Raw genomic sequence first — 20,851 nt, 5'->3', positions numbered from 1 at the left:
CTCGCCCCCGCATCGCAAAAGACTCGCCAACCATTTCGCGCTTTACATCACGTTGTGATATATATACGGCTCGAACGCTACCGATCTTCGGCTACCAGGCAAGGGAAATCATGGGCGAGCACAAGGGCGATTTCGCAACGGATGTCCGACTCCTGCGCATCAGTGTCATCGCTGCCGCCGGCGGCGCGCTGAGCACCGTCGCCGCCGATTTTCTGCTGCACCTCATCCGCTTCTTCACGAACCTGTTCTTCTTCCAGACGATATCGACGGCGAACCATTCTCCTTCTCAGAACACGCTTGGGCTGTTCGTCGTCGCGGCACCTGTGATCGGCGGGCTGGTGGTGGGATTGATCGCCCGGTTCGGTTCCGAGCAGATTCGCGGACATGGCATACCGGAGGCCATCGAAGCGATTTTGTTCGGAAAGAGCAAGATGTCGCCGAAAGTTGCCGTCCTCAAGCCGCTCGCCTCGGCGATCGCGATCGGCAGCGGCGGCCCCTTCGGCGCGGAAGGCCCGATCATCATGACGGGCGGCGCAATCGGTTCGCTCGTCGCGCAGTACTTCCATCTGTCGAGCGCCGAACGCAAGGCGCTCCTGGTGGCGGGCGCGGTGGCCGGCATGACCGCGGTGTTCGGCACGCCGGTGGCGGCCGTGCTGCTCGCTATCGAGCTTCTGCTGTTCGAACTGCGGCCCCGCAGCCTCTTGCCGGTCGCCATCGCCTGTGCCGTGGCAGGCTTCACCCGGCCGCTGCTGTTGGGGAGCGGCCCCTTGTTTCCGCTGCACACGATGCCGCTCGGCCCGATCGGTATCGTGTCGTCGGCCATCGCGGGATTGATCGCCGGTGCATTGTCCTGGGGATTGTCCACGTGGCTCTACAAAGTGGAAGATCTCTTCGGCAAGCTTCCCATCCATTGGATGTGGTGGCCGGCATTGGGGGCCATCGTCGTCGGCATCGGCGGATATTGTCAGCCGCGCGCCCTCGGTGTCGGCTACGACGTCATCGGCGACTTGCTGCAAAACCACCTTGCCGTGCACGCCGTGATCTCGATCGTCCTCGTCAAGGCCGTCATTTGGGTCATCGCGCTGGCCTCGGGCACATCGGGCGGCGTCCTCGCTCCTTTGCTGATGATGGGCGCAGGCGTGGGCGCCCTTGCCGCGCCCTACATGCCCGGAGGCGATCCCGCGGTCTGGCCGCTCATCTTCATGGCCGCCGCGCTCGGCGGCATGATGCGTGCGCCCGTGATGGCAGCCGTGTTTGCATTCGAGCTGACGGGCGACGCCAATGCCTTGCTTCCCCTGCTGGCGGCCGCCGCAGTCGCCTATGGCTTTACGGTCCTGTTCATGCGCCGCTCGATCCTGACCGAGAAGATTGCCCGTCGCGGCTATCACATCTATCGCGAGTACAGCATCGACCCGCTCGAAAGACATTATGTCGACGAGGTCATGACCCGCGCGGCCCAGACGATCGATGCAAAAACGACCGTCGCCGACGTGCTGCGCGACTATTTCGGGTCAAGCCAAAAGTATCGGGCCTATCCCGTTGTCGCCTCGGGGATCCTGGTGGGCATGGCAGACCGGACGCTGCTCGATCGGATTCCCCCCGGAAAGACCGATACCCCGATTGGCTCGTTCTTCGCGCAAGGGCGGCCCGAAATCGCGCTGCCTGGCGAAACCTGCAGAAACGTGGCCGCTCGTCTGGCCATCACGGGACTCGACCGCGTTCCGGTCGTCGAAGACGAGAACACGTTTCGGCTGCTCGGCATCGTATCGCGGCACGATCTGGTCAAGCCGTCATTGTCGGTGTTCACCGAGGAGCGTGAGCTGGAGCAATTCCGCCGCGTGTGGGTTCCGCGGAGCACGCGCTTCGCACCGACCAGCAAGCGGCAAGACGCACCGGGCGAGCACGCCGATGCAGACCACTGAATAAAACCAACACAACGGAGAGACAGATGCCTCATGACAGAAAGGTCACGCGGTGGTTCAAGTCGGTTGCGGCGAACCTGCTGCCGGAGCGCGACAGGTACCTGCGCGACGTGTCGAACGATTACTACGCGATGTGGCTGGACCCGCGGATGGTCTATTCGTGCGCCTATTTCGAGAACGGCGACGAAGATCTCGCAACCGCCCAACTTAAAAAAATCGACCACGTCCTTACGAAAATCGGACTCAGGCCGGGCCACAGCCTGCTCGATGTCGATTGCGGCTGGGGGGCGCTGGTCATTCGGGCTGCCGAGAAGTTCGGCGCGCGTTGCGTCGGCATTACGCTGTCGAAAAATCAGTTCGACTGGGCCAACGAGTGCGTCAAGGCAGCAGGCCTTGCGGACCGCGTCGAGATTCGATTGCAGGCCTATCCCGACGTCGAAGGCCGGTTCGACCGGATCACGAGCCTGGGCATGTTCGAGTACGACGGCCGCAGCGATCTGCCTGAGTACGTCGCGGCCTTGCAGGAACGTCTTGCAGCGGACGGCGTGCTCGTCAGTCACGGCATCATGTCGACCGGGCCGGGCAGCGGCGGGTTCGGGATCGACGACAGCGCGTTTCCCAGCCGATACGTGTTCCCGGACGACGAACTGCCCGATCTTGGCTACGCGTTGACTGCAATGCGGGAAGGCGGACTCGAGGTGTCGACCATTCAGAACCTGCGCCGGCATTGTGTGAGGACGCTGCGTTTGTGGGAGGCGAACTTCAGGGCGAAGGAGACGGCGCTGCGACAACTCGTCGATGACCGGAGCTTTCAGACCTGGTGCAACTATCTGAGTGACTGGGCCGCGGCATTCGAGCATGATGACGTGTCGATCTACGAGATCGTCGGGCGTAAGACGGGCACGCGCGCCAGTGCGCTGCCGTGGCCCGGCGGCTCAACGAACGCCCAAGGAAAACTCTAAACTTCGATACGCCGGCTGACCGATTTTATCGATCTGTTGCATCGACCGGTTGAATCCGCAACCCGCAAGCGACACTCGACCGTCTCCATAACGGACGAATCGGGCAACCCTCGACACACGTCATTCGGAGCGAGCAAGAAATTGGTGAACGGCCTGAATGGCGGCTGCGCCCTCTCCCACCGCCGCTGCCACTCTCTTAACTGAACCGCTGCGCACGTCGCCGGCTGAAAAGACGCCAGGCCGGCTCGTCTCGAGATCATGCGGCGGCCGATCCGCTTCCCACTTGTCGCTGGTATCGGCTCCGGTCAGCACGAACCCATCCTTGTCCAGGGCGACGCAATCGCCAAGCCACCGGGTATTGGGCTGGGCTCCAAGAAAAAGGAAAACGTGTTGAATGGGCTTGAGTTCGATTTGCCCTTGCCGGTCCCACCTTATCGCCTCAAGTTTCGACTCGCCGCATAACTCAACGATCTGTGTCCTCGTGTGAAGCGTAATGTTGGCCGTCGCGCTGATCCGCCTGATCAAATAGTCCGACATACTCGCACTGAGTCCGTCGCCGCGAATGGCGACGTGGACATGACGTGCGAACCTCGCGAGGAATACCGCAGCCTGTCCCGCCGAATTCCCACCGCCAACCACGATCAACTCCTCATTGTTGCAGAACGCACCCTCCATGAATGTTGCGCTGTAGTAGATGCCGCGACCCTCGAAATGCTCCAGGCGGGGAAGCGCAGGCTTCCGATAACGCGCACCGGTAGCAATGACTACAGCGCGAGCGTAAACGCCCTCGTCATGATCCAGTCCGATGTGAAACGATTGGGCGTCCGCACAGTCAAGCTTCAGTGCCTCGATGGGCACGCCGACTTCGGCTCCGAACTTGCGACATTGAGACAGGCCGCGGCCGGCCAGCGCCTGCCCCGATATGCCAGTCGGAAAGCCGAAGTAATTTTCGATCTTGGAACTGGTACCCGCCTGCCCCCCTGGCGCCTTGGCGTCCAGAACAGCCACCTTCAATCCCTCTGATGCGGCATAAACCGCGGCCGCGAGCCCTGCCGGCCCCGCGCCGACCACAACCAGGTCGAAACGCAGGCCATTCAGCCTGTCCGGACTCAGGCCGATCGCGTCTGCAACCGCCCTGTTGCTGGGTTGCCTGAGAACGGTGCCTTGCAACGTGACCACAACCGGGATGTCGGCTGCCGTTGCGCCATAACGCATCAGGAGTTCTTTTGTCTCGGCGTGTTCGACAACATCGAAGTAGGCCGCAGGCTGGCCATTGCGGCTCAGGAAGTGACGCAACCGAAGCGTAGGGGCGGAGGCGGTACTGCCGATCACGATCAACCCTGCGTGCTCGCCCTGGATAAAAGCAACGCGGCGCAGGATATAGGCGCGCATGATGGTTTCGCTTAACTCTGCCTCAGTAATCACGAGTGCGCGGAGTGACTCCTCATCGATGACGATAACCTCGCAATTGGAGACGGCGCGTGTCGTTGCCGCTGCGGCTCGACCGTCGAGCGTTCCAACCTCGCCGGTGAAAGTTCCGGCGCCGAATCTGCCCAGCACATGGGGTCCGAGAACGGACGCCCTCGTCGCCTCGATTGTTCCGGAGAGAATGACAAACATGGAGATGTGCCGATCGCCTTCGGAATAGAAAATGTCGCCGGCTTTGAGCTTGCGTCGCTCGCCGTATCGCTCCAATATCGCCAGCTGACTTTCGTCGAGCTTCGGATACACCTGATGGTAGCGGCTGCCGCCTGAGGACAGCTCGTGGGGATTACCTGAAGAGTCGTTGCTCATGGCGGGCTCCATCAAGCCAAGACGCGATCCTTGCGGTGGAACTGCCGCGTACAGCGCGGGTACGGTATCCCGATTGTCGACGAATTATTTGCCACTGTCGAATGGCTGTTCGTGGCCGTACCGAGCCCGATGGCGACTGGCCCTTTCAATGAATAGTAGTTTTACATCGGCGCTAACAGGGCACTGCTCGATTCAATCCGTGTCGTGGGCACCTTCACGTCCTCTCCGAGACAATCGGCACGGTATTTCAACCTGAGCCGCGCTTGCGCCAACTGGATGTCCGATGGATAGTAGCTTTCGTCGCCAGCCGCCGGATCGTAGCCGACCGATTCCAGTTCGCTGAGTTCTTGCATCAGTTGAGCATGCGTGACCGATTTGCTCAACGGCGTGAAAGGATAGTCGTTGCATTCGGCCGGCGTCAGCTTGCTGGCCGCCGACGCCACGCCGCTTGCCAGCAGCACGCAAAGCGCCACCGCAGTTTGGCTCCAGAAGGGTTTCATGTCGTCCGCTCCTTGCGCGGTGTTGTGACGATGCAATATTGGGCCGCGCAACGTATCGAACTGCAATGAAAAAGATGAACGTTTTGTTAGCCTGCGGCGCGCCGCTTCGATAAAACAAGTTTCACCATTTCATTGTCGCCCTCTGTCGATCGAGATAAATTAGTCATCCTTGACGAATCGAACAGCGAGAGCGAAGCATGGACATCGGGCCTCGATCTTGAGGACAGCGCTCGCGCTCGCCGGCCGGGCCGACAACGATTGGGAAACGTTAGGGCTTAATGTGCACCGAAGTAGATCGGTTTCATGCCGTCATTGGGGTCGGGGCGAATCGACGAACGGATCGCATGTCCCATCGAGTGAATCGAATGATCCAGTGCTTGAAGCGGATGATGCGAACCCGACGCCGACGTGTCATCGGCCACACCACCGTAGCCGGACGCACCGGAGTTCTGCACGGCGGCGCTGGCAACAGGCGCGTCCGACTGAGCAAACGAAACGGCCGGGACGCTGAGTACCGCGGCAACTGCAATGGCTTGAATGAGCGATTTCATGGCGAACCTCCAGTCTTGGCTTCGCTGCGGACTGTTGTCCGGAGCAGGTGATTCCAAGTCTAGGTAAGAGGTCGCTCACAATTAAGTACCTTGTGCGCAAAGGATAATTTCCATTTTAGGGGTTAACCCTAGACTGCTCTGATCCCAATCTGAGTCGTGGCCGCACTCTGCCTCATGAGTCGACCACGCCCGCTCGATCGAGCATTGTGCAAAAGGCAGCTTGCGACCGATCAGTTGCCCTCGCGTTCTTTAAGCCGCTTCCGGTGAGCCGCAACCTTCGCGCGGTTACCGCAGATCGCCATGCTGCACCAGCGCCGCGCGTGGCCTCGCGTGTGATCGGCAAACAGCAACGTGCATCGCGGGCCTTCGCATGCCTTCACATGCGTGAAGTCCTCGTCGCATACGAGTCTCGCGAGCGCTTCGGCGATGGGCATCAGCAATGACTCCGGCGACTTCCAGCGTCGACTCGCGAGGAATTCAAAGGCCGGCTCTCCGTCCGTGTCGTCCGCCACGATTTCTCCGTATTGCTCGTCCCGCTCGAGCAGTTGATTCAGAGGTTGGAGCTCACGCAAATCCCTGGCGGCCAGCGGACGCCCTTTCCTCTTCCGGACAAATCCCCTGAACCACTCGCGCAGCGCGCGCGCCTGTTCGGCAACGGCGTCGAGCTCGGCCGGCGCAGACTGCGAGCGCATCTGGGCGAGCACCGCACCCGGCACCATCCCCGCCTGCTCCAGCCAGGCCAGCAAACCTTCTCCGTCGCGAATCCAGTCGACTTCTTCATCGACCGGCGTCGCGAGCGAGTTCAGGAAATCGAGGCCCGGGGCATCGGCCACGAATATCGCGGGAATCTGACGGTAGTCCATTTCTCATGACAAGTATGAAATAACGATGACCGCATCGTAACCACTAAAAAAGCATTTGACAAGTTACATCAAGCACGAATAACCTGCCTAACATCAACAAAACGGTTACCAAAACAGGGCCGATCGATGTGCCTCGCGCAGGCAGCCGGATCGGTTTGCGCTCGCTAACTTTTGCTGCGAGCTACGTGCGACCTGCGATGCAGAAAATCGCACGCCGCCTTTATCCGCCGCATAACCTTGTTCCCTGTGGAGGGAAGTCATGACTTCCATCGCCTATCGCAACGCCGACGTCGACGGCTTCAAGGTGTTCTACCGTGAAGCCGGCCGCTCGGGCGCCCCGAAGCTGCTGCTGCTGCACGGCTTTCCGAGTTCGAGCCACATGTTTCGCGACTTGATCCCGAAGCTTGCCGGCCGTTTCCATATCGTCGCGCCGGATCTGCCAGGATTCGGTCAGTCCGACATGCCGGGCCGGGACCGCTTTGCGTACACGTTCGACAACCTCGCGAACGTCATCGACCGCTTCACCGAGGTGATCGGTTTCGATCGCTTTGCGATCTACGTCTTCGACTATGGCGCGCCGACCGGCTTGCGCCTTGCGCTCAAGCACCCGGAGCGGATCGCCGCGATCATTTCGCAGAACGGCAATGCCTACGAAGACGGACTGAGCGACGGCTGGAATCCGATTCGCGCCTATTGGAAAGACGCAACGCCTGCCAATCGCGAAGCGCTTCGCGCGCTGCTCACGCACGAGACGACCGTCTGGCAATACACGCATGGCGTGCCCGATGCGGCGTCCGTGTCGCCGGACGGCTACTCGCTCGACGGCTTCTATCTGAACCGGCCCGGCGCGGACGAAGTTCAGCTCGACCTGTTCCGCGACTATCGAAGCAACGTCGCGCTGTATCCCGCGTTTCAAGACTATTTCCGCACGCATCGGCCGCCGTTCCTCGCGGTGTGGGGCAAGCACGATCCGTTCTTTTTGCCCGCGGGCGCAGAGGCATTCAAGCGCGACATGCCGGACGCCGTCGTCCGCTTCTTCGATACCGGCCACTTCGCGCTGGAGACACACGCGGCAGAGATCGCCGCTGCCATTTCCGATTTCCTCATTCGCTGACCCCTGGTGCTCAGGTCAGCAGCGTCAACCCCTCTCGTCAGTCAGCAGGAGAAAGTCATGCGTGCAATCGTGCTCGACAAGTTCGGCGGCCTCGATAGCCTCGTCTACACGGAACTGCCGGAACCCGAGCCACTGGAAGGTCATGTGGTCATCGAAATCAAGGCATTCGGCATCAACCACGCCGAGATGCATATGCGGCGCGGCGAGTGGGCCGAAGCGGCCAGAGTCAGCGGGATCGAATGCGTGGGCATCGTGAAGTCGTGCCCCGGCGGAGAATTCCCGGCCGGCGCGAAAGTCGCTGCGTTGATGGGCGGACTCGGGCGAACCATCAACGGCAGCTACGCGCAATACACGCGGGCGCCGGTGTCGAACGTCGCGCTGATCGAGTCCGATCTGCCGTGGGCGGAGCTCGCTGCGATTCCGGAAACCTACGCGACCGCGTGGACGTGTCTATTCCGCAATCTCGAGATCGAGCCAGGGCAAACGGTGGTCATCCGCGGCGCGACGTCGTCGTTCGGACAGGCGGCCGTGAAGCTCGCCGTCAACGCCGGCGCAAAGGTGGTCGCCACGACGCGCAATCCGGCGCGCTTCGCGATGCTCGAAGAGATGGGCGCCTCGCGCGTCGAGATCGAAGGCCCCGAGCTGGGCAAGCGCATCCCCGAGGCAAAGCGGATCGACGCGGTGCTCGACCTCGTCGGCAACAGCACGATCCTCGACTCGCTCGCGATGTTGCGGCGCGGCGGCCGCGCCTGTCTCGCGGGCTTTCTCGGCGGCCTCGCGCCCATCGCCGATTTCAACCCGCTGCTGCAAATGTCGAGCGGGGTCTATCTGACATTTTTCGGCAGCTTCGTGTTCGGCACGCCCGGTTTTCCGCTCTCGGACGTGCCGCTGCAAAAGATCGCCGAAGACGCCGCCGCCGGCCGGCTCGACGCCAAGCCGTCCCGGGTGTTCGGGTTCGATGAAATCCGCGAAGCGCATCGCGTGATGGAAGCGAACGAGGCCGGCGGGAAGATGGTCGTGGTCCACTGATGCATGAAGCCGCATCGCGGCCCGCGATCGCGCGCATGACGCGCGCTCAATGGTGCGCGTAGGTCGACTGCGCGTCGTTCAGCGCGACGAGCGGCGCGCCGGCCTGCGAAGCGCCCGTCGTCGGCGCACCGCCGACCGACGCCGCCGCGGGCGTTTGGCCTTGCGCCGCGATCTTCGCCTCGACCGCCTGAATGTCGTCGGGATAGTACAGATCCTTTCCTCCCGGACGATAACCGGCTTGTTCGACGCGGACGAGATCCGCTTTGACTTCGGCGCGGGTCACCGGCCCGTTGGTCGCTTGAGCGAACGCGAAGGCGGGCGCCGACAGCGCGCAGGAAATCAGGACGGCCTTGATCAGTGCTTTCATGATGTGTCTCCTTCGAGAGCATAGCGGCCGCATTCACCATGAACGAAGCCTTGAGCCTCTCCATCGGTGTCGATGAAGAGTTGCCTTCATTCTCGGCAGCGCGCCCTGTCCCGATGCTGACTCGCTCATTACAAGCTTGTCATCTTTCTCGCCCCGCGAGCGCCCCCCTTAGCGCCCCCCTTAGCGCCCCCCTTAGCCCCCAGAACCGCGAGCCGCCGCCGCTTCGGACAACAAGCCAGATAACAGACTTGTAATTTCCCGGTCAGTCACGGGTAAATGCCCGCCAGTCAAACTTGCCGCCACGTGAAGCCCCCGTTGCACGCCGCTGCGCCGGAGCGCTGCAACAAGCCTCTTTCCAAGGAATCGTCATGTGGATCGTCAGACTGGCCCTGCGGCGGCCCTATACCTTCATCGTTCTCGCCGTCCTGCTGTTCATCCTCGGGCCGATCGCGATCATGCGCACGCCGACGGACATCTTTCCGAACATCGACATTCCGGTCGTCAGCATCGTGTGGACGTACAACGGTTTCTCGGCGGAGGACATGGCCCAGCGCATCACGTCGAACTACGAGCGCGCGCTCACGTCCGACGTCGACGACATCGAGCACATCGAATCGCAATCGCTCAACGGCGTGTCGGTCGTCAAGATCTTCTTTCACCCCGGCGCCGACATCAACCGCGCCATCGCCGAAGCCGCATCGAACTCCGCATCGATCCTGCGCGTCCTGCCGCCCGGCACGCTGCCGCCGAACATCATCACGTACAACGCGTCGACGGTGCCGGTGCTGCAGCTCGGGCTCTCCAGCGACACGCTGCCCGAACAGACGCTCTACGACCTCGGCAACAGCTTCATCCGCACGCAGCTCGCGACCGTGCAAGGCGCCGCGGTGCCGCTGCCGTACGGCGGCAAGATCCGCCAGATCATGGTCCAGCTCGATCCGCGCGCGATGCAGGCGAAGGGGCTGGCGCCGATCGACGTCGTCAACGCCGTCAACGCGCAAAACCTGATTCTTCCGGGCGGCACGGCGAAGATCGGCTCGCGCGAGTACAACGTCGAGATGAACGGCAGCACGCAAACGGTCGAGGCGCTCAACAATTTGCCGATCAAGACCGTGAACGGCACCGTGGTCTACGTGCGCGACGTCGCGCATGTGATCGACGGCTATGCGCCGCAAACCAACATCGTGCGCAGCGACGGCAAGCGCGCCGCTTTGCTGCAGGTCGAGAAGACCGGCAGCGCGTCGACGCTGACGATCATCCAGCAGGTCAAGGCGATGCTGCCGAAGATCGCAGCCGGCCTGCCGAAGGCGCTCAAGATCACGCCGCTGTCCGATCAATCGGTGTTCGTGAAGTCCGCGATCTCGGGCGTCGTGCGCGAAGCGCTGATCGCCGCGTGCTTGACCGCCGCGATGATCCTGCTCTTTCTCGGCAGCTGGCGCGCGACGCTGATCATCGCGGTATCGATTCCCCTCTCGGTGCTGACCTCGTTGATCGCGCTCGCCGCGCTCGGGCAGACGATCAACATCATGACGCTCGGCGGCCTCGCGCTCGCGGTCGGGATACTCGTCGACGACGCGACCGTCGCGATCGAGAACATCACGCATCACCTCGAAAACGGCGCGCCGCTGCACGACGCGATCCTCAACGGCTCGGGTGAGATCGCGGTGCCGACCTTCGTTTCGACGCTCGCGATCTGCATCGTGTTCGTGCCGATGTTCCTGCTGTCGGGCGTCGCGCGCTATCTGTTCGTGCCGATGGCGGAGGCCGTGGTGTTCGCGATGTGCGCGTCGTACTTCTTCTCGCGCACGCTGATTCCGACACTCGCGATGTACTTGATGCGTGCACGATCGAAGCACGCGAAGGCGGCAAGCGGACGCTTCGGCGTGTTCGTGCGGTTCCAGGCGTCGTTCGAACGCCGCTTCGAAGCGCTGAGAAACGGCTACCGCGCCGTGCTGCAGCGCGCGATCTCCGGCCGCCGCCGCTTCCTTCCGATCTATCTGGCGCTGTGCCTCGGCTCGCTCGCGCTGATTCCGTTCGCCGGCCGCGACTTCTTTCCTGCGGTCGACACCGGCGAAATCCGCCTGCATCTGCGCGCGCCGACCGGCACGCGCATCGAACAAACCGCGCGCATCACCGACGAAGTCGAAGCGAAAATCCGCACGGTCATCCCGAAGTCCGAGCAGGCCGCCGTGCTCGACAACATCGGCGTGCCGGTGAGCGGCATCAACCTCACCTACGATTCGTCCGCGCCGGTCGGCCCCGAAGACGCCGACATCCTGCTCACGTTGAAGCCCGATCACCGCCCCACGGCCGAATACGTCGCCAAGCTGCGCAACGTGCTGAATGCGTCGTTCCCGGGCGTGACGTTCGCGTTCCTGCCCGCCGACATCGTCAGCCAGATCCTGAACTTCGGGCTGCCCGCGCCGATCGACATCCAGATCGTCGGCAACAAGCTCGCGGCCAACCGCGTCGTCGCCAATCGTCTGCTGGCGCAGTTGCGCGGCGTGCGCGGCCTCGTCGATGCGCGCATTCAGCAGCCGGGCGACGAGCCGACCATCAACGTGGACGTCGACCGCACCAAGGCGATGCAGGCGGGGCTCACGCAGCACGACGTCGCGCAGAACCTCTTGATCGCGCTGTCCGGCAGCTCGCAGACGACGCCGAACTTCTGGCTCGATCCGAAGAACGGCGTGAGCTATCCGCTGATGGCCCAAGTGCCGCAGTACGACATCCATTCGCTGCAGACGCTCGCGAACATTCCGCTGACGACCAGCCTGCCCTCGGTCAATCCGCAGAATCAGCTCGGCACGCTCGGCACGATGTCGCGCAGCATGCAGCAGGCCGTGGTCTCGCACTACAACGTGCAGCCCGTGCTCGATATCTTCGCGTCGGCGCAGGGGCGCGATCTCGGCGGCGTCGCGTCGGACGTGACGCGCCTCGTCGACCAGGCGCGCGCGCAATTGCCGCCCGGCTCGTCGATCGTGATCCGCGGCCAGGTGCAATCGATGAACCAATCGTTCGAAGGGCTCGGCGCCGGCCTCGTGTTCGCGATCGCGCTCGTGTACCTGCTGATGGTCGTGAATTTTCAGTCGTGGATCGATCCGCTCATCATCATCTGCGGCCTGCCCGGCTCGCTCGCGGGCATCGCATGGATGCTGTTCTCGACGCACACGACGCTGAGCGTGCCCGCGCTCACGGGAACGATCCTGTGCATCGGCATCGCGACGGCCAACAGCATTCTCGTCATCAACACCGCGCGCGAGATGTTGAGCGACGGCGTCGAACCGCTCGTCGCCGCGCTCGAAGCCGGGTTCAGCCGCTTCCGTCCGGTGCTGATGACCGCGCTCGCGATGCTGATCGGCATGCTGCCGATGGCGCTCGGGCTCGGCGACGGCGGCCAGCAAAACGCGCCGCTCGGCCGCGCGGTGATCGGCGGGCTCGCGCTCGGCACGGTCTCCACGCTGCTGTTCGTGCCGGTGGTGTTCGGGCTCGTGCACACCTGGCTCGCGAAACGCCGTGAATCCCGCGCACGCAAGGCCGCCGCCGAAACCGCCAGCGAACACGCTCAATAAATCAAAGCTCTCAAGGAATCGCCATGACTACGCCTGACGCGCCGTCGAACGATCGCGACGTTTCTCCATCGACTGGACTGGTCCCTGTCGCTCACACGGATTCCGGCGCAACAACGCGCGGTACGAAATCGCGCCGCCGCCGCGTGATGCTGCCGATCGCCCTCGCCTGCGCGGCCGCCGCGCTGCTCACCATCGGCATCGTGCCGCGTCTTTCCGCGAGCACCGCGCTCACGAAGCAGGTCGATGCGCAGCGCGAGCCGGTGGTCCAAGTCGTCGCGCCTCGCCGCGCACCGGCCTCGCAGGAACTACTGCTGCCCGGCTCGGTGATGCCCTATGCCGACGCTTCGATCTACGCGCGCACGAGCGGCTATATCCAGCACTGGTACACGGATATCGGCGCGAAAGTGAAGACCGGGCAGACGCTCGCCGACATCGAAACGCCCGAACTCGACGCGCAACTCAAGCAGGCGCGCGCGGACGAAGCCGTCGCGCAGGCGAACTCCGACTACGCGGCGAGCACGGCGAAGCGCTGGCAGACGATGCTGCAAACGCAGTCCGTCTCGCAGCAGGACGCCGAGACGAAAACGAGCGACATGCAGGCGAAGCGCGCCGCGCTCGAATCCGCTCAGGCGAACGTCGCGCGGCTGGCCGAACTGGTGTCGTACGAAAAGGTGACCGCGCCGTTCGACGGCGTCATCACGACGCGCAACGTCGACGTCGGCTCGCTCGTCACCGCCGGCGGTTCGCCGGGCCTCGCGGGCAACCCCGGCGAACTCTTCCACATCGAGCAGACCGACAAGTTGCGGATCTTCGTGAACGTGCCGCAGGACGACGCCGCTTACGTCACCTCGGGCACCCAGGTCTATCTGACGACCCAGCAATATCCCGGCCGCGAATTCCCCGCCACCGTCGCGCGCAGCGCCGACGCGATCGACTCCGTGAGCCGGACACTGCGTGTCGAAATCGACATCGACAACCGCGACGGTGCGCTGCTGCCGGGCGCCTACGCGCAAGCGCATCTCGCGCTGCAGACGGCGCATCCCGCGCTCGATCTGCCGGTGAGCGCGCTGCTGTTCCGGCCCGATGGCGTGACGGTCGCGGTCGTCGGCAGCGACAACAAGGTGCGACTCAAGCAAGTCACGATCGGCCGCGATTTCGGCACTTACGTCGAAGTCGCGACCGGCGTGGCCGAAGGCGATCGCGTCATCGACAATCCCGGCGACGCGATCGTCGACGGCGAAGCGGTGCGGATCGCTTCGGCGGCGGCGCCCGCAGCCGCGGCCAAGCAAGGCTGAGCGCCGTTCAAAGGAGACCGACAATGCCAGCTCTGCCCGCCCCCCTCGCCCGCACCACGGCCGTCATCGGCCTCATATGCGCCCTGACCGCCTGCTCGACGTTGCCGCCGTACACGAAGCCCGGCGTCGCCGTGCCCGATCACTACGCGGGCGCGCCGCAAGCGTCGGCGGGCTGGTCGGTCGCGGCGCCCGCCGATGCCAAGCCGCGCGGCCCGTGGTGGACGCAGTTCGACGATCCCGAACTGAACCGCCTCGAAGCGCGCATCGACATCTCGAACCAGTCGGTCCAGAAAGCCGTCGCGCAACTGCAGGCCGCGCGCGCGATGGTCGACTATCAGCACGCCGGCTACTCGCCGACCGTCACCGCCGGCATCGCGCAATCGCGTACGCGCCTCTCGCAGAACGTGCTCGGGCATTCGCTCGCGGGCAAGACCGTGCCCGACTACTCGGTGGGCGTCGGCGCAAGCTGGGAGCCGGATCTGTTCGGGCGCGTCAAGGACGCGACCGTCAACGCGCGCGACACCGCGCAAGCGAGCGAAGCGGACCTGCAATCCGTGCGCCTGTCGATGGCGAGCGACCTCGCGACCGATTACTTCGACCTGCGCTCGCTCGACATCCAGAAGAAGCTGCTCGACGACACCGTCGCCGCCTACGCCGCGTCGCTCAAGATCGTGCAGCAGCAATTCAAGGACGGCGGGATCGACGCGTCGGCCGTCGCCGAGGCGCAGACGCAGCTCGAGAGCACGCGCACGCAGGACACCGATCTCGACGTCGAGCGCGCGAAGCTGCAGCACGCGATCGCGACGTTGATCGGCGTGCCGGCGTCGTCGTTTGCGCTGCCGCCCAGCACAGCTGCCGTCGCGCTGCCGCAGATTCCCACCGGCCTGCCCTCGCAATTGCTCGAACGGCGCCCGGACATCGCCGCCGCCGAGCGGCGCGTCGCGGCCGCCAACGCGCAGATCGGCGAAGCGCACGCGGCGTTCTATCCGGATTTGACGCTGTCGGCGTCGGCCGGGCTCGAAAGCACGTTCTTCGCGCCCTGGCTCACTGCGCCGAGCCTGTTCTGGTCGCTCGGCTCGCAGCTCGCGGGCACGCTGTTCGACGGCGGCCGCCGCGACGCGACGCTCAAAGGCGCGACCGCGCAATACGACGGCACGGTCGCCGATTATCGTCAGACAGTGCTGGTCGCCTTTCAGCAGGTCGAGGACAACTTGTCGGCGCTGCAAACGCTCGCGAGCGAAGGCGATACGCAGCAACGCGCGACCGACGCCGCGCAACAGTCGCTGCAACTCACGACGAACCGCTATCAGGCGGGCGCCGTCAGCTATCTAGACGTGGTCACGTCGCAGACGATCGCGCTCGCCAACGAGCGGACCCTCGACCAGATCGAGGCGCGCCGCATCGATGCGAGCGTGGCGTTGTTGGAGGCGCTGGGCGGCGGGTGGGATCGCGCATCGCTTGGCAGTGTGGAAACTGCTAGGTGAAACGGCCCGTATTCGACGGAGCCGACCTCTATTCCATCGTCGCGGGCCGGCATTATCTGTAACTGACTCTGATTCGCGGCAAGGGCGGTCCGGCAGTAAAGGAGGTTCAGGTCGAAAACCGACCCTAGACCGATCACTACTTATCCTGAATCGAGAACTGGAACGGAACCTCTGGATGGGTAAATCGGAGCCGAATCTCGTTACGAACTGGGGCGAAGCGCCGGTCCTCGAACGCGTAATACGACACCAGCAACCCGACGCGGGACTCCTGCGCGTCGTCAAGCAGATAGCTATTCTTCGGAAAGGCGAGCTTCCCGTCTTTCGTCTCCAATACGGCCCGGCACGATGAGAGCAGGCTAGGCAAATGCGGAAACGTCACCTTGCGCTTCGGTGCCAAGGGATTGATCAGCAAATAGATTTGCGTGTACCGATCGGATTCACCCGATCCATTGCTGCCGCCTTGTAGGCAGAGGACGGCAGGGTGGGCGCTAGTTCGCCCGGCGAGGAACACGTCGGCGGTCAGCGGATAGATATTCGATGGATGTTCTCCAGGGAAGGTCGCCGCGCTTGCGTAACGATAGGTCTTGCCGTCGATCGTTATGCGATTCCCTGCGAGCGTAATGTTCACTGCTCGCCCTTCCAAGATGGCTCGCAGTTCCGTGTAAACGCCTTGCTCGCCTGGGGAGGAATAGGCAACGCCAGGCTTGGACTTAATCGCATCACCGAACACCGCGCCAGGTCGGGCGACGTAAAAGGCGTCATAGCTCTCATAGGTTTCAGCGGCACAAGCGCCGCCCGCAAAGGCGGCCAGCGCCGCCGCCAGCACGATCGGGAATCTCATCGGTATGACTTTCCTCCAGTTGCCTTCAGATAGTCCGGATTGTGCTGCCAGAATACGGTGCCGCCATGCGTTGCAGTCGAAACCCACACCGTATCGTAGCGGCCGCGTTCCGCGCCATCCACGATCTTTCCGGTCTTCTTGTTGCGGATTTTCCACCGCACAATAATCTCAATCCGGTGCTCCGGCACGCCAAAAATATTGTGGGACGGGTTGCTAAAAGTGTGCTGCGCCAACAGCTTCCCGCTCTTCGCATCGCATAACCGTCCAACGTATTCCGAGTTCCCTCCCGGAACCCAATTCAGCAGACAGCGCTCGCCTATGTAGACACCATCAGGTGATGTCGATTTGTGACATTCGGTACCGCGCGGGGTGTGGTCGGTGAGGCAGAAGGAAAGCATGGCGACGACCACGGCAAATAGTGCGGCCCGCTTGAACGAGAGCTTCATAGGCGTAGCGATCTGAAATCAAAATCGGTCGGGCCTGCACTCGACGCGCTTGCAGCGCCAGCATTATCTCCAACTGACCGAACTCAGATCGGCAGGCCGGAGTTCAGATCCCTCTGAATTCATTGCGTCGATGGCCGGCGAATCACTCGCTCTCGTCGCCACCGCTCTTACTTGCTCGCCATCAAAAGCTCAGCGCAAACCACAAGAAGAATTCCAACCACGGCAGGAGAAGAACAAGGAACAGAACGACCATCGATCTGTTTTTCTTGTCAACCACAGCAAACCACGTTGCGATAGCAATCGTTGCCAGCCACCCGGCCAAACCGTAAAACGAAAGCTGAACGCTTGGGGGCCATGTTTTCTCTGCTCCCTCAAAAATGTCGATTTCTCTCCACGAAGCCCGTCTAATCCAGCCGGACAGGGAAATCAAAAGCAACTGAACAACGCCAAGGGTAAGGTAGCGCTTCTTCACTCGTTGGCCTGCTTCGGGTAATAATTCTTCTTTGTGAGGCGCTTGGATTTTTCGAGTGCGGCATCTAATTCTGCTGGCGTTATCGGGGTTGGGAGCCAGCGTGGATCACGAGCTAAAATTCCTATCATTTCGAGTGCATCGGCCACATTCGAAGAACAACTATTGCCAAATATGCTGTATGCACTTTCATTCGGATGCGCCCGCTTGAATGCTTGATCCACACCTACACGTCGCTCTAGTTCGCGTTTTACCTTTTCCTTTTCGGCCGGGGATACTCTGAGCACCAAGCCCACGTTGTCGCGCCACAAATTCCCGCCGGTTCGTATCGACCGGTTGGTCAAGTTGACGTTGCCACCATAGAAATAGGTGCGTTTATCTATTTTTACGTATTCTTCATTAGCGCGACTATAGACGATTCCGTCAATTTCTATAGCGACATGCCCCCACTGAGAACCCCTACTGAACAGCCGAGAGTCACTAACAATGACTTCAATGCTGGTGGAATCCACAATGATTTCTTTTGCCGAAGTATCTTTCGTCGGCGTTGTCGTTTTGGATGCTACCAACCGGTATTTCACCCCGTCCGGGGAGACGTGAATTTTCTCTGGCATGACTATCCTGCAAGGTATACATCGATATTTTCTGCGGAAGCAACGGAAGCAAGCAGATGCGTATGCCCATCACCATCCGTTTCGCCGTACTCGAAAATGCCGCTTTCTCGCTGCACCGTGTAGGCGACGTGAGCTAACGCTTGTCCGCTTGCATTTCGCATAACGAAGCGATCGTCGTATCTCGCTTGCCCAGCATGGTCGCCGGAAACAGCCATTCCGGCATGATCGCCAGTTGCAATTCCAGCACTCGTTGACGATGCCGGTTCCGACTGTGAACTGGTTTTCGTCAGTCGTCCGTCGCCAATGAAAACATTCGGCGACCCCGCCGTGATCGCTGCCCCGCATGAGGTCGGACTACCGACGAAGACGGCCGGTACGTTGTTGATGAACACCGTGCTGGAACCTTGAACCACGGCCTGGCCCGAGCAATGGACGGGACATGAAGTCGTGCTGCAACCCGCGAAGGCCGCTGGACTGCCGTTGATAAAGACATTGCCGGAGCCGTTAAGCACGGCCCCACCGTGGGCGGTTGGATCGCCTTGCCTGGCGGCTGGAAATGACATGTTTGGTCTCCTCTCTTGGCGACGCCGGCAGGGAAGCTGACGACGACTGTCCAATAAACGATGGTTTGATGAATGCCGATTGCCTGAACGCGCGACATCGCCGGAAGCTATGCGAAACGCATCCAATATCAGCTTCCATTTATCAATATTCGACTATATCAAACTTCTATCGGATAACTGATAATTGATATGTCCATTGACTACCTGCCGGTTTCGATTACAGGTTGCTCCAGCTAGGGAAACGTCGGGGGCAGCTAGCGCGGAAACGTCAGAATGAACCGCGTGCTCGCGGCATCGCTTTCCGCATGCGCGCGCCCGCCGTGCAGATCCATGATGGTGCGCACGATCGCGAGCCCGAGGCCGGTGGAACCCGCCGTATTCGCCTCGCGCTTGCGCGACGGGTCGACGCGATAGAAGCGGTCGAAAATGCGCTCGAGCAATTCAGGAGCGATCGGCGTGCCCTGATTGGCGACGCTCACGCGCACCGCGTCCGGCGCTTCTTCGGCGAGGAGCGTGATGTCGCCGCCGCGCGGCGTGTAACGCAGCGCGTTCGCGAGCAGGTTGCTGACCGCGCGCCGGAACAGCTCGGCATCGGCGCGCAACTGCGCACTGCCGCTCACGCGCAACTGCACGCCGGCCTCGTCGGCGAGGCCTTCGAAGTAGTCGGCGATATGAGCGAGCTCCTTCGCCACATCCAGATCGCCGCGCCGCGCGACGAACTGCGGATGCTCGGCGCGCGCGAGAAACAGCACGCTTTCGATCATCCGCGAGATGCGGTCGCACTCTTCGAGGTTCGAAGCGAGCGCCGCCTGATATTCGTCGATGGAACGGGGCCGCGCGAGCACCACTTCCGTCGCACCGCGCAGATTGCCAAGCGGCGTACGCATGTCGTGCGCAAGATCCGCCGTGTATTGCGACAGACGCTGAAAGCCGTCGTGCAGCCGGTCGAGCATCCGGTTCAGCGAGGCGACCAGCGCCTCGAGTTCGCTCGGCACGTTGTCGGCCTCGATGCGCGTGCTGAGCCGGTCGACCGTCACCGTCCCCGCTTTTCTCGCGATCTCGCGCAGCGGCCGCAGCGATTCGCGCACGAGCATCCAGCTCATCAGGAACGCGAGCAGCACGCCGGCGAGGCCCACCCAGTACAGGCGGTCGCGGTAGTAGTCGAGCAAGAGCCAGCGGTCGGTCATGTTGCGCGCGATGATCAGCGTGACCGGCGTGCCGTCGCGCAGCACGGCGTCGGCGGCGAGACCGCGCACCGGCACGCCCTCGGACGTGTGCCACTCCGCGATGTCGCTTTGCGTGATCCGCTGCGTCGCGCCGACGCGCCGCGACAGCGCGGGCGAAGGCATCGAAGGATCGGCGATGCTCTCGGTGTTGTGATCGACGAGCACGTGCTGGCCGGCGTCGCGTATCTCCATCGAGAGCGCCGCGTTGCCGAGCACTTGGCTCGTCAGGCGGTCGGCGTGATTGCGCAGGTCGCCAAGCGTGCCGAGTTCTTGCGCGAGCCGCCGCGTATGGCGAGAGATCAGCACGATATCGAGATCGTCCTGCTGCTTGACCTGACGGTCGAGCGCGAAGTCCAGCACGCTGCCCACCAGCGCGAACACGGCCAGCGTCGTGCCGGCAAAGGCCAGCGCGAGCGTGGCGGTCAGCGAGCGCGACGCCATCATTCGGCCTCTTTGGCTTCGATCACGTAGCCGACGCCTCGCACCGTCTGAATCAGCTTGACCGGAAAATTGTCGTCGATCTTCGCGCGCAGCCGGCGGATCGCCACTTCGACCACGTTGGTGTCGCTGTCGAAATTCATGTCCCAGACGTAGGACGCGATCTGCGTGCGGCTCAATACCTCGCCCTGACGGCGCGCGAGCAGTTGCAGCAGCGCGAATTCGCGCGGCGTGAGATCGATGCGCGTCGAGCCGCGGCGCACGCGCCGCCGGTTGACATCGATCTCCAGGTCGCCCACTTTCAGCAACTCGCTTTCGCGCGGCGGGCCGCGCCGCGCGAGCGTGCGCACGCGCGCGAGCAGCTCGACGAAGGCAAACGGCTTGACGAGGTAGTCGTCGGCGCCGAGTTCGAGGCCGTGCACGCGGTCGGCGACATCGTCGCGGGCCGTCAGGAACAGCACGGGGGTCGAGCGCGTGGCGCGCAGCGTCTTGAGCACCGCCCAGCCGTCCATCGTGGGCAGCATGACGTCGAGCACGATCACGTCGAAGTTCTCCTCTTGCGCGAGGATCAGGCCTTCGGCGCCGTCATTCGCCACGTCGACGTGATAGCCCGACTCCTCCAGGCCTTTCTTGAGGTATGCCCCCGTCTTCGGCTCGTCCTCGATGACCAGAATGCGCATTTGATGCTCCGCAGGCGGATTGATCGATAACGCGATTCTAAGCGCAATGAGGCGCGCTCGCGGCGATCACGCGCATGCCGACCGGCGTCAACTGGCCCGAACCGAGCTTCATCACCCGGCG

The 20,851-nt window shown here is 62.7% G+C and carries 19 protein-coding genes and 1 pseudogene; 7 read left to right on the top strand and 13 right to left on the bottom strand.

From position 1 onward, the window contains the following. Positions 1-77: 77 nt before the first annotated feature. Complete coding sequence (locus tag J3489_RS37755; protein WP_242540198.1) at positions 78-278, bottom strand: hypothetical protein; 201 nt, start codon at positions 276-278, stop codon at positions 78-80. Positions 279-323: 45 nt separating this feature from the next. On the opposite strand from J3489_RS37755, the gene J3489_RS21985 reads away from it, so the two are divergent. Next, positions 324-1,922 (top strand): chloride channel protein, encoded by a 1,599-nt coding sequence (locus tag J3489_RS21985; RefSeq protein WP_309491401.1) that lies wholly within the window; start codon positions 324-326, stop codon positions 1,920-1,922. A 95-nt stretch (positions 1,923-2,017) separates the two neighbouring features. After that, positions 2,018-2,848, top strand: a pseudogene (locus tag J3489_RS21980) (class I SAM-dependent methyltransferase); the annotation flags it as partial. A 156-nt stretch (positions 2,849-3,004) separates the two neighbouring features. Here J3489_RS21980 and J3489_RS21975 read toward each other — a convergent pair. From J3489_RS21975 to J3489_RS21960, 4 genes are all read right to left on the bottom strand, one after another. Further along, a complete protein-coding gene (locus tag J3489_RS21975) occupies positions 3,005-4,678 on the bottom strand; it encodes an FAD-dependent oxidoreductase (protein WP_207001598.1) in 1,674 nt (557 codons plus the stop codon). A gap of 161 nt (positions 4,679-4,839) precedes the next feature. Then, positions 4,840-5,178, bottom strand: a complete 339-nt coding sequence (locus tag J3489_RS21970) for a DUF4148 domain-containing protein (RefSeq protein WP_207001597.1) — start codon at positions 5,176-5,178, stop codon at positions 4,840-4,842. 275 nt (positions 5,179-5,453) lie between these two features. After that, entirely contained in the window at positions 5,454-5,729 is a 276-nt protein-coding gene (locus tag J3489_RS21965) for a hypothetical protein (RefSeq protein WP_207001596.1), read from the bottom strand. A 230-nt stretch (positions 5,730-5,959) separates the two neighbouring features. Next, positions 5,960-6,592 (bottom strand): CGNR zinc finger domain-containing protein, encoded by a 633-nt coding sequence (locus J3489_RS21960; RefSeq protein ID WP_207001595.1) that lies wholly within the window; start codon positions 6,590-6,592, stop codon positions 5,960-5,962. Positions 6,593-6,851: 259 nt separating this feature from the next. Here J3489_RS21960 and J3489_RS21955 point away from each other — a divergent pair, with 259 nt between their 5' ends. Further along, on the top strand, positions 6,852-7,706 hold the full coding sequence (locus J3489_RS21955; protein WP_207001594.1) for an alpha/beta fold hydrolase: 855 nt from the start codon (positions 6,852-6,854) through the stop codon (positions 7,704-7,706). Positions 7,707-7,763: 57 nt separating this feature from the next. Further along, the gene (locus J3489_RS21950; protein WP_207001593.1) at positions 7,764-8,735 is read left to right on the top strand and encodes a zinc-binding alcohol dehydrogenase family protein; all 972 of its coding nucleotides are present in this window, start codon (positions 7,764-7,766) and stop codon (positions 8,733-8,735) included. 46 nt (positions 8,736-8,781) lie between these two features. Here J3489_RS21950 and J3489_RS21945 read toward each other — a convergent pair whose 3' ends face one another. Beyond that, positions 8,782-9,102, bottom strand: coding sequence for a DUF4148 domain-containing protein (locus J3489_RS21945; protein ID WP_207001592.1), 321 nt, complete (start codon positions 9,100-9,102; stop codon positions 8,782-8,784). Positions 9,103-9,470: 368 nt separating this feature from the next. On the opposite strand from J3489_RS21945, the gene J3489_RS21940 reads away from it, so the two are divergent. From J3489_RS21940 to J3489_RS21930, 3 genes are read left to right on the top strand one after another with little or no spacing between them, the layout of a single operon-like run. Beyond that, positions 9,471-12,674: an efflux RND transporter permease subunit gene (locus tag J3489_RS21940; protein ID WP_207001590.1), complete on the top strand. Its 3,204-nt coding sequence runs from the start codon at positions 9,471-9,473 to the stop codon at positions 12,672-12,674. Positions 12,675-12,697: 23 nt separating this feature from the next. Continuing rightward, positions 12,698-13,969 carry an efflux RND transporter periplasmic adaptor subunit gene (locus tag J3489_RS21935; protein ID WP_207001588.1) on the top strand — a complete coding sequence of 424 codons (1,272 nt, stop codon included), beginning with the start codon at positions 12,698-12,700 and terminating at the stop codon, positions 13,967-13,969. A 23-nt stretch (positions 13,970-13,992) separates the two neighbouring features. Next, on the top strand, positions 13,993-15,453 hold the full coding sequence (locus J3489_RS21930; RefSeq protein WP_207001586.1) for an efflux transporter outer membrane subunit: 1,461 nt from the start codon (positions 13,993-13,995) through the stop codon (positions 15,451-15,453). 136 nt (positions 15,454-15,589) lie between these two features. Here the strand turns inward: J3489_RS21930 and J3489_RS21925 are convergent, their stop codons facing one another. From J3489_RS21925 to J3489_RS21890, 7 genes are all read right to left on the bottom strand, one after another. Next, positions 15,590-16,294 (bottom strand): hypothetical protein, encoded by a 705-nt coding sequence (locus J3489_RS21925; protein WP_207001584.1) that lies wholly within the window; start codon positions 16,292-16,294, stop codon positions 15,590-15,592. After that, positions 16,291-16,740 (bottom strand): hypothetical protein, encoded by a 450-nt coding sequence (locus J3489_RS37750; RefSeq protein ID WP_242540197.1) that lies wholly within the window; start codon positions 16,738-16,740, stop codon positions 16,291-16,293. The genes J3489_RS21925 and J3489_RS37750 overlap by 4 nt, the downstream gene beginning before the upstream one ends. Before the next feature lie 181 nt (positions 16,741-16,921). Beyond that, on the bottom strand, positions 16,922-17,212 hold the full coding sequence (locus J3489_RS21910; RefSeq protein ID WP_207001583.1) for a hypothetical protein: 291 nt from the start codon (positions 17,210-17,212) through the stop codon (positions 16,922-16,924). Further along, on the bottom strand, positions 17,209-17,823 hold the full coding sequence (locus J3489_RS21905) for a hypothetical protein (protein WP_207001581.1): 615 nt from the start codon (positions 17,821-17,823) through the stop codon (positions 17,209-17,211). Before J3489_RS21905 ends, J3489_RS21910 begins: the two co-directional genes overlap by 4 nt. Positions 17,824-17,825: 2 nt before the next feature. Beyond that, a complete protein-coding gene (locus J3489_RS38905; protein ID WP_207001578.1) occupies positions 17,826-18,386 on the bottom strand; it encodes a PAAR domain-containing protein in 561 nt (186 codons plus the stop codon). A 254-nt stretch (positions 18,387-18,640) separates the two neighbouring features. Then, the gene (locus J3489_RS21895) at positions 18,641-20,053 is read right to left on the bottom strand and encodes a heavy metal sensor histidine kinase (RefSeq protein WP_207001735.1); all 1,413 of its coding nucleotides are present in this window, start codon (positions 20,051-20,053) and stop codon (positions 18,641-18,643) included. Then, positions 20,053-20,730 carry a heavy metal response regulator transcription factor gene (locus tag J3489_RS21890; RefSeq protein WP_207001576.1) on the bottom strand — a complete coding sequence of 226 codons (678 nt, stop codon included), beginning with the start codon at positions 20,728-20,730 and terminating at the stop codon, positions 20,053-20,055. Before J3489_RS21890 ends, J3489_RS21895 begins: the two co-directional genes overlap by 1 nt. Between the last annotated feature and the right edge of the window lie 121 nt (positions 20,731-20,851).

This window comes from Trinickia mobilis (assembly GCF_017315705.1).
Lineage (GTDB): Bacteria > Pseudomonadota > Gammaproteobacteria > Burkholderiales > Burkholderiaceae > Trinickia_A > Trinickia_A mobilis.
Note: the sequence above shows the minus strand (reverse complement) of the source record. Positions and strands in the feature narration are given on the sequence as shown.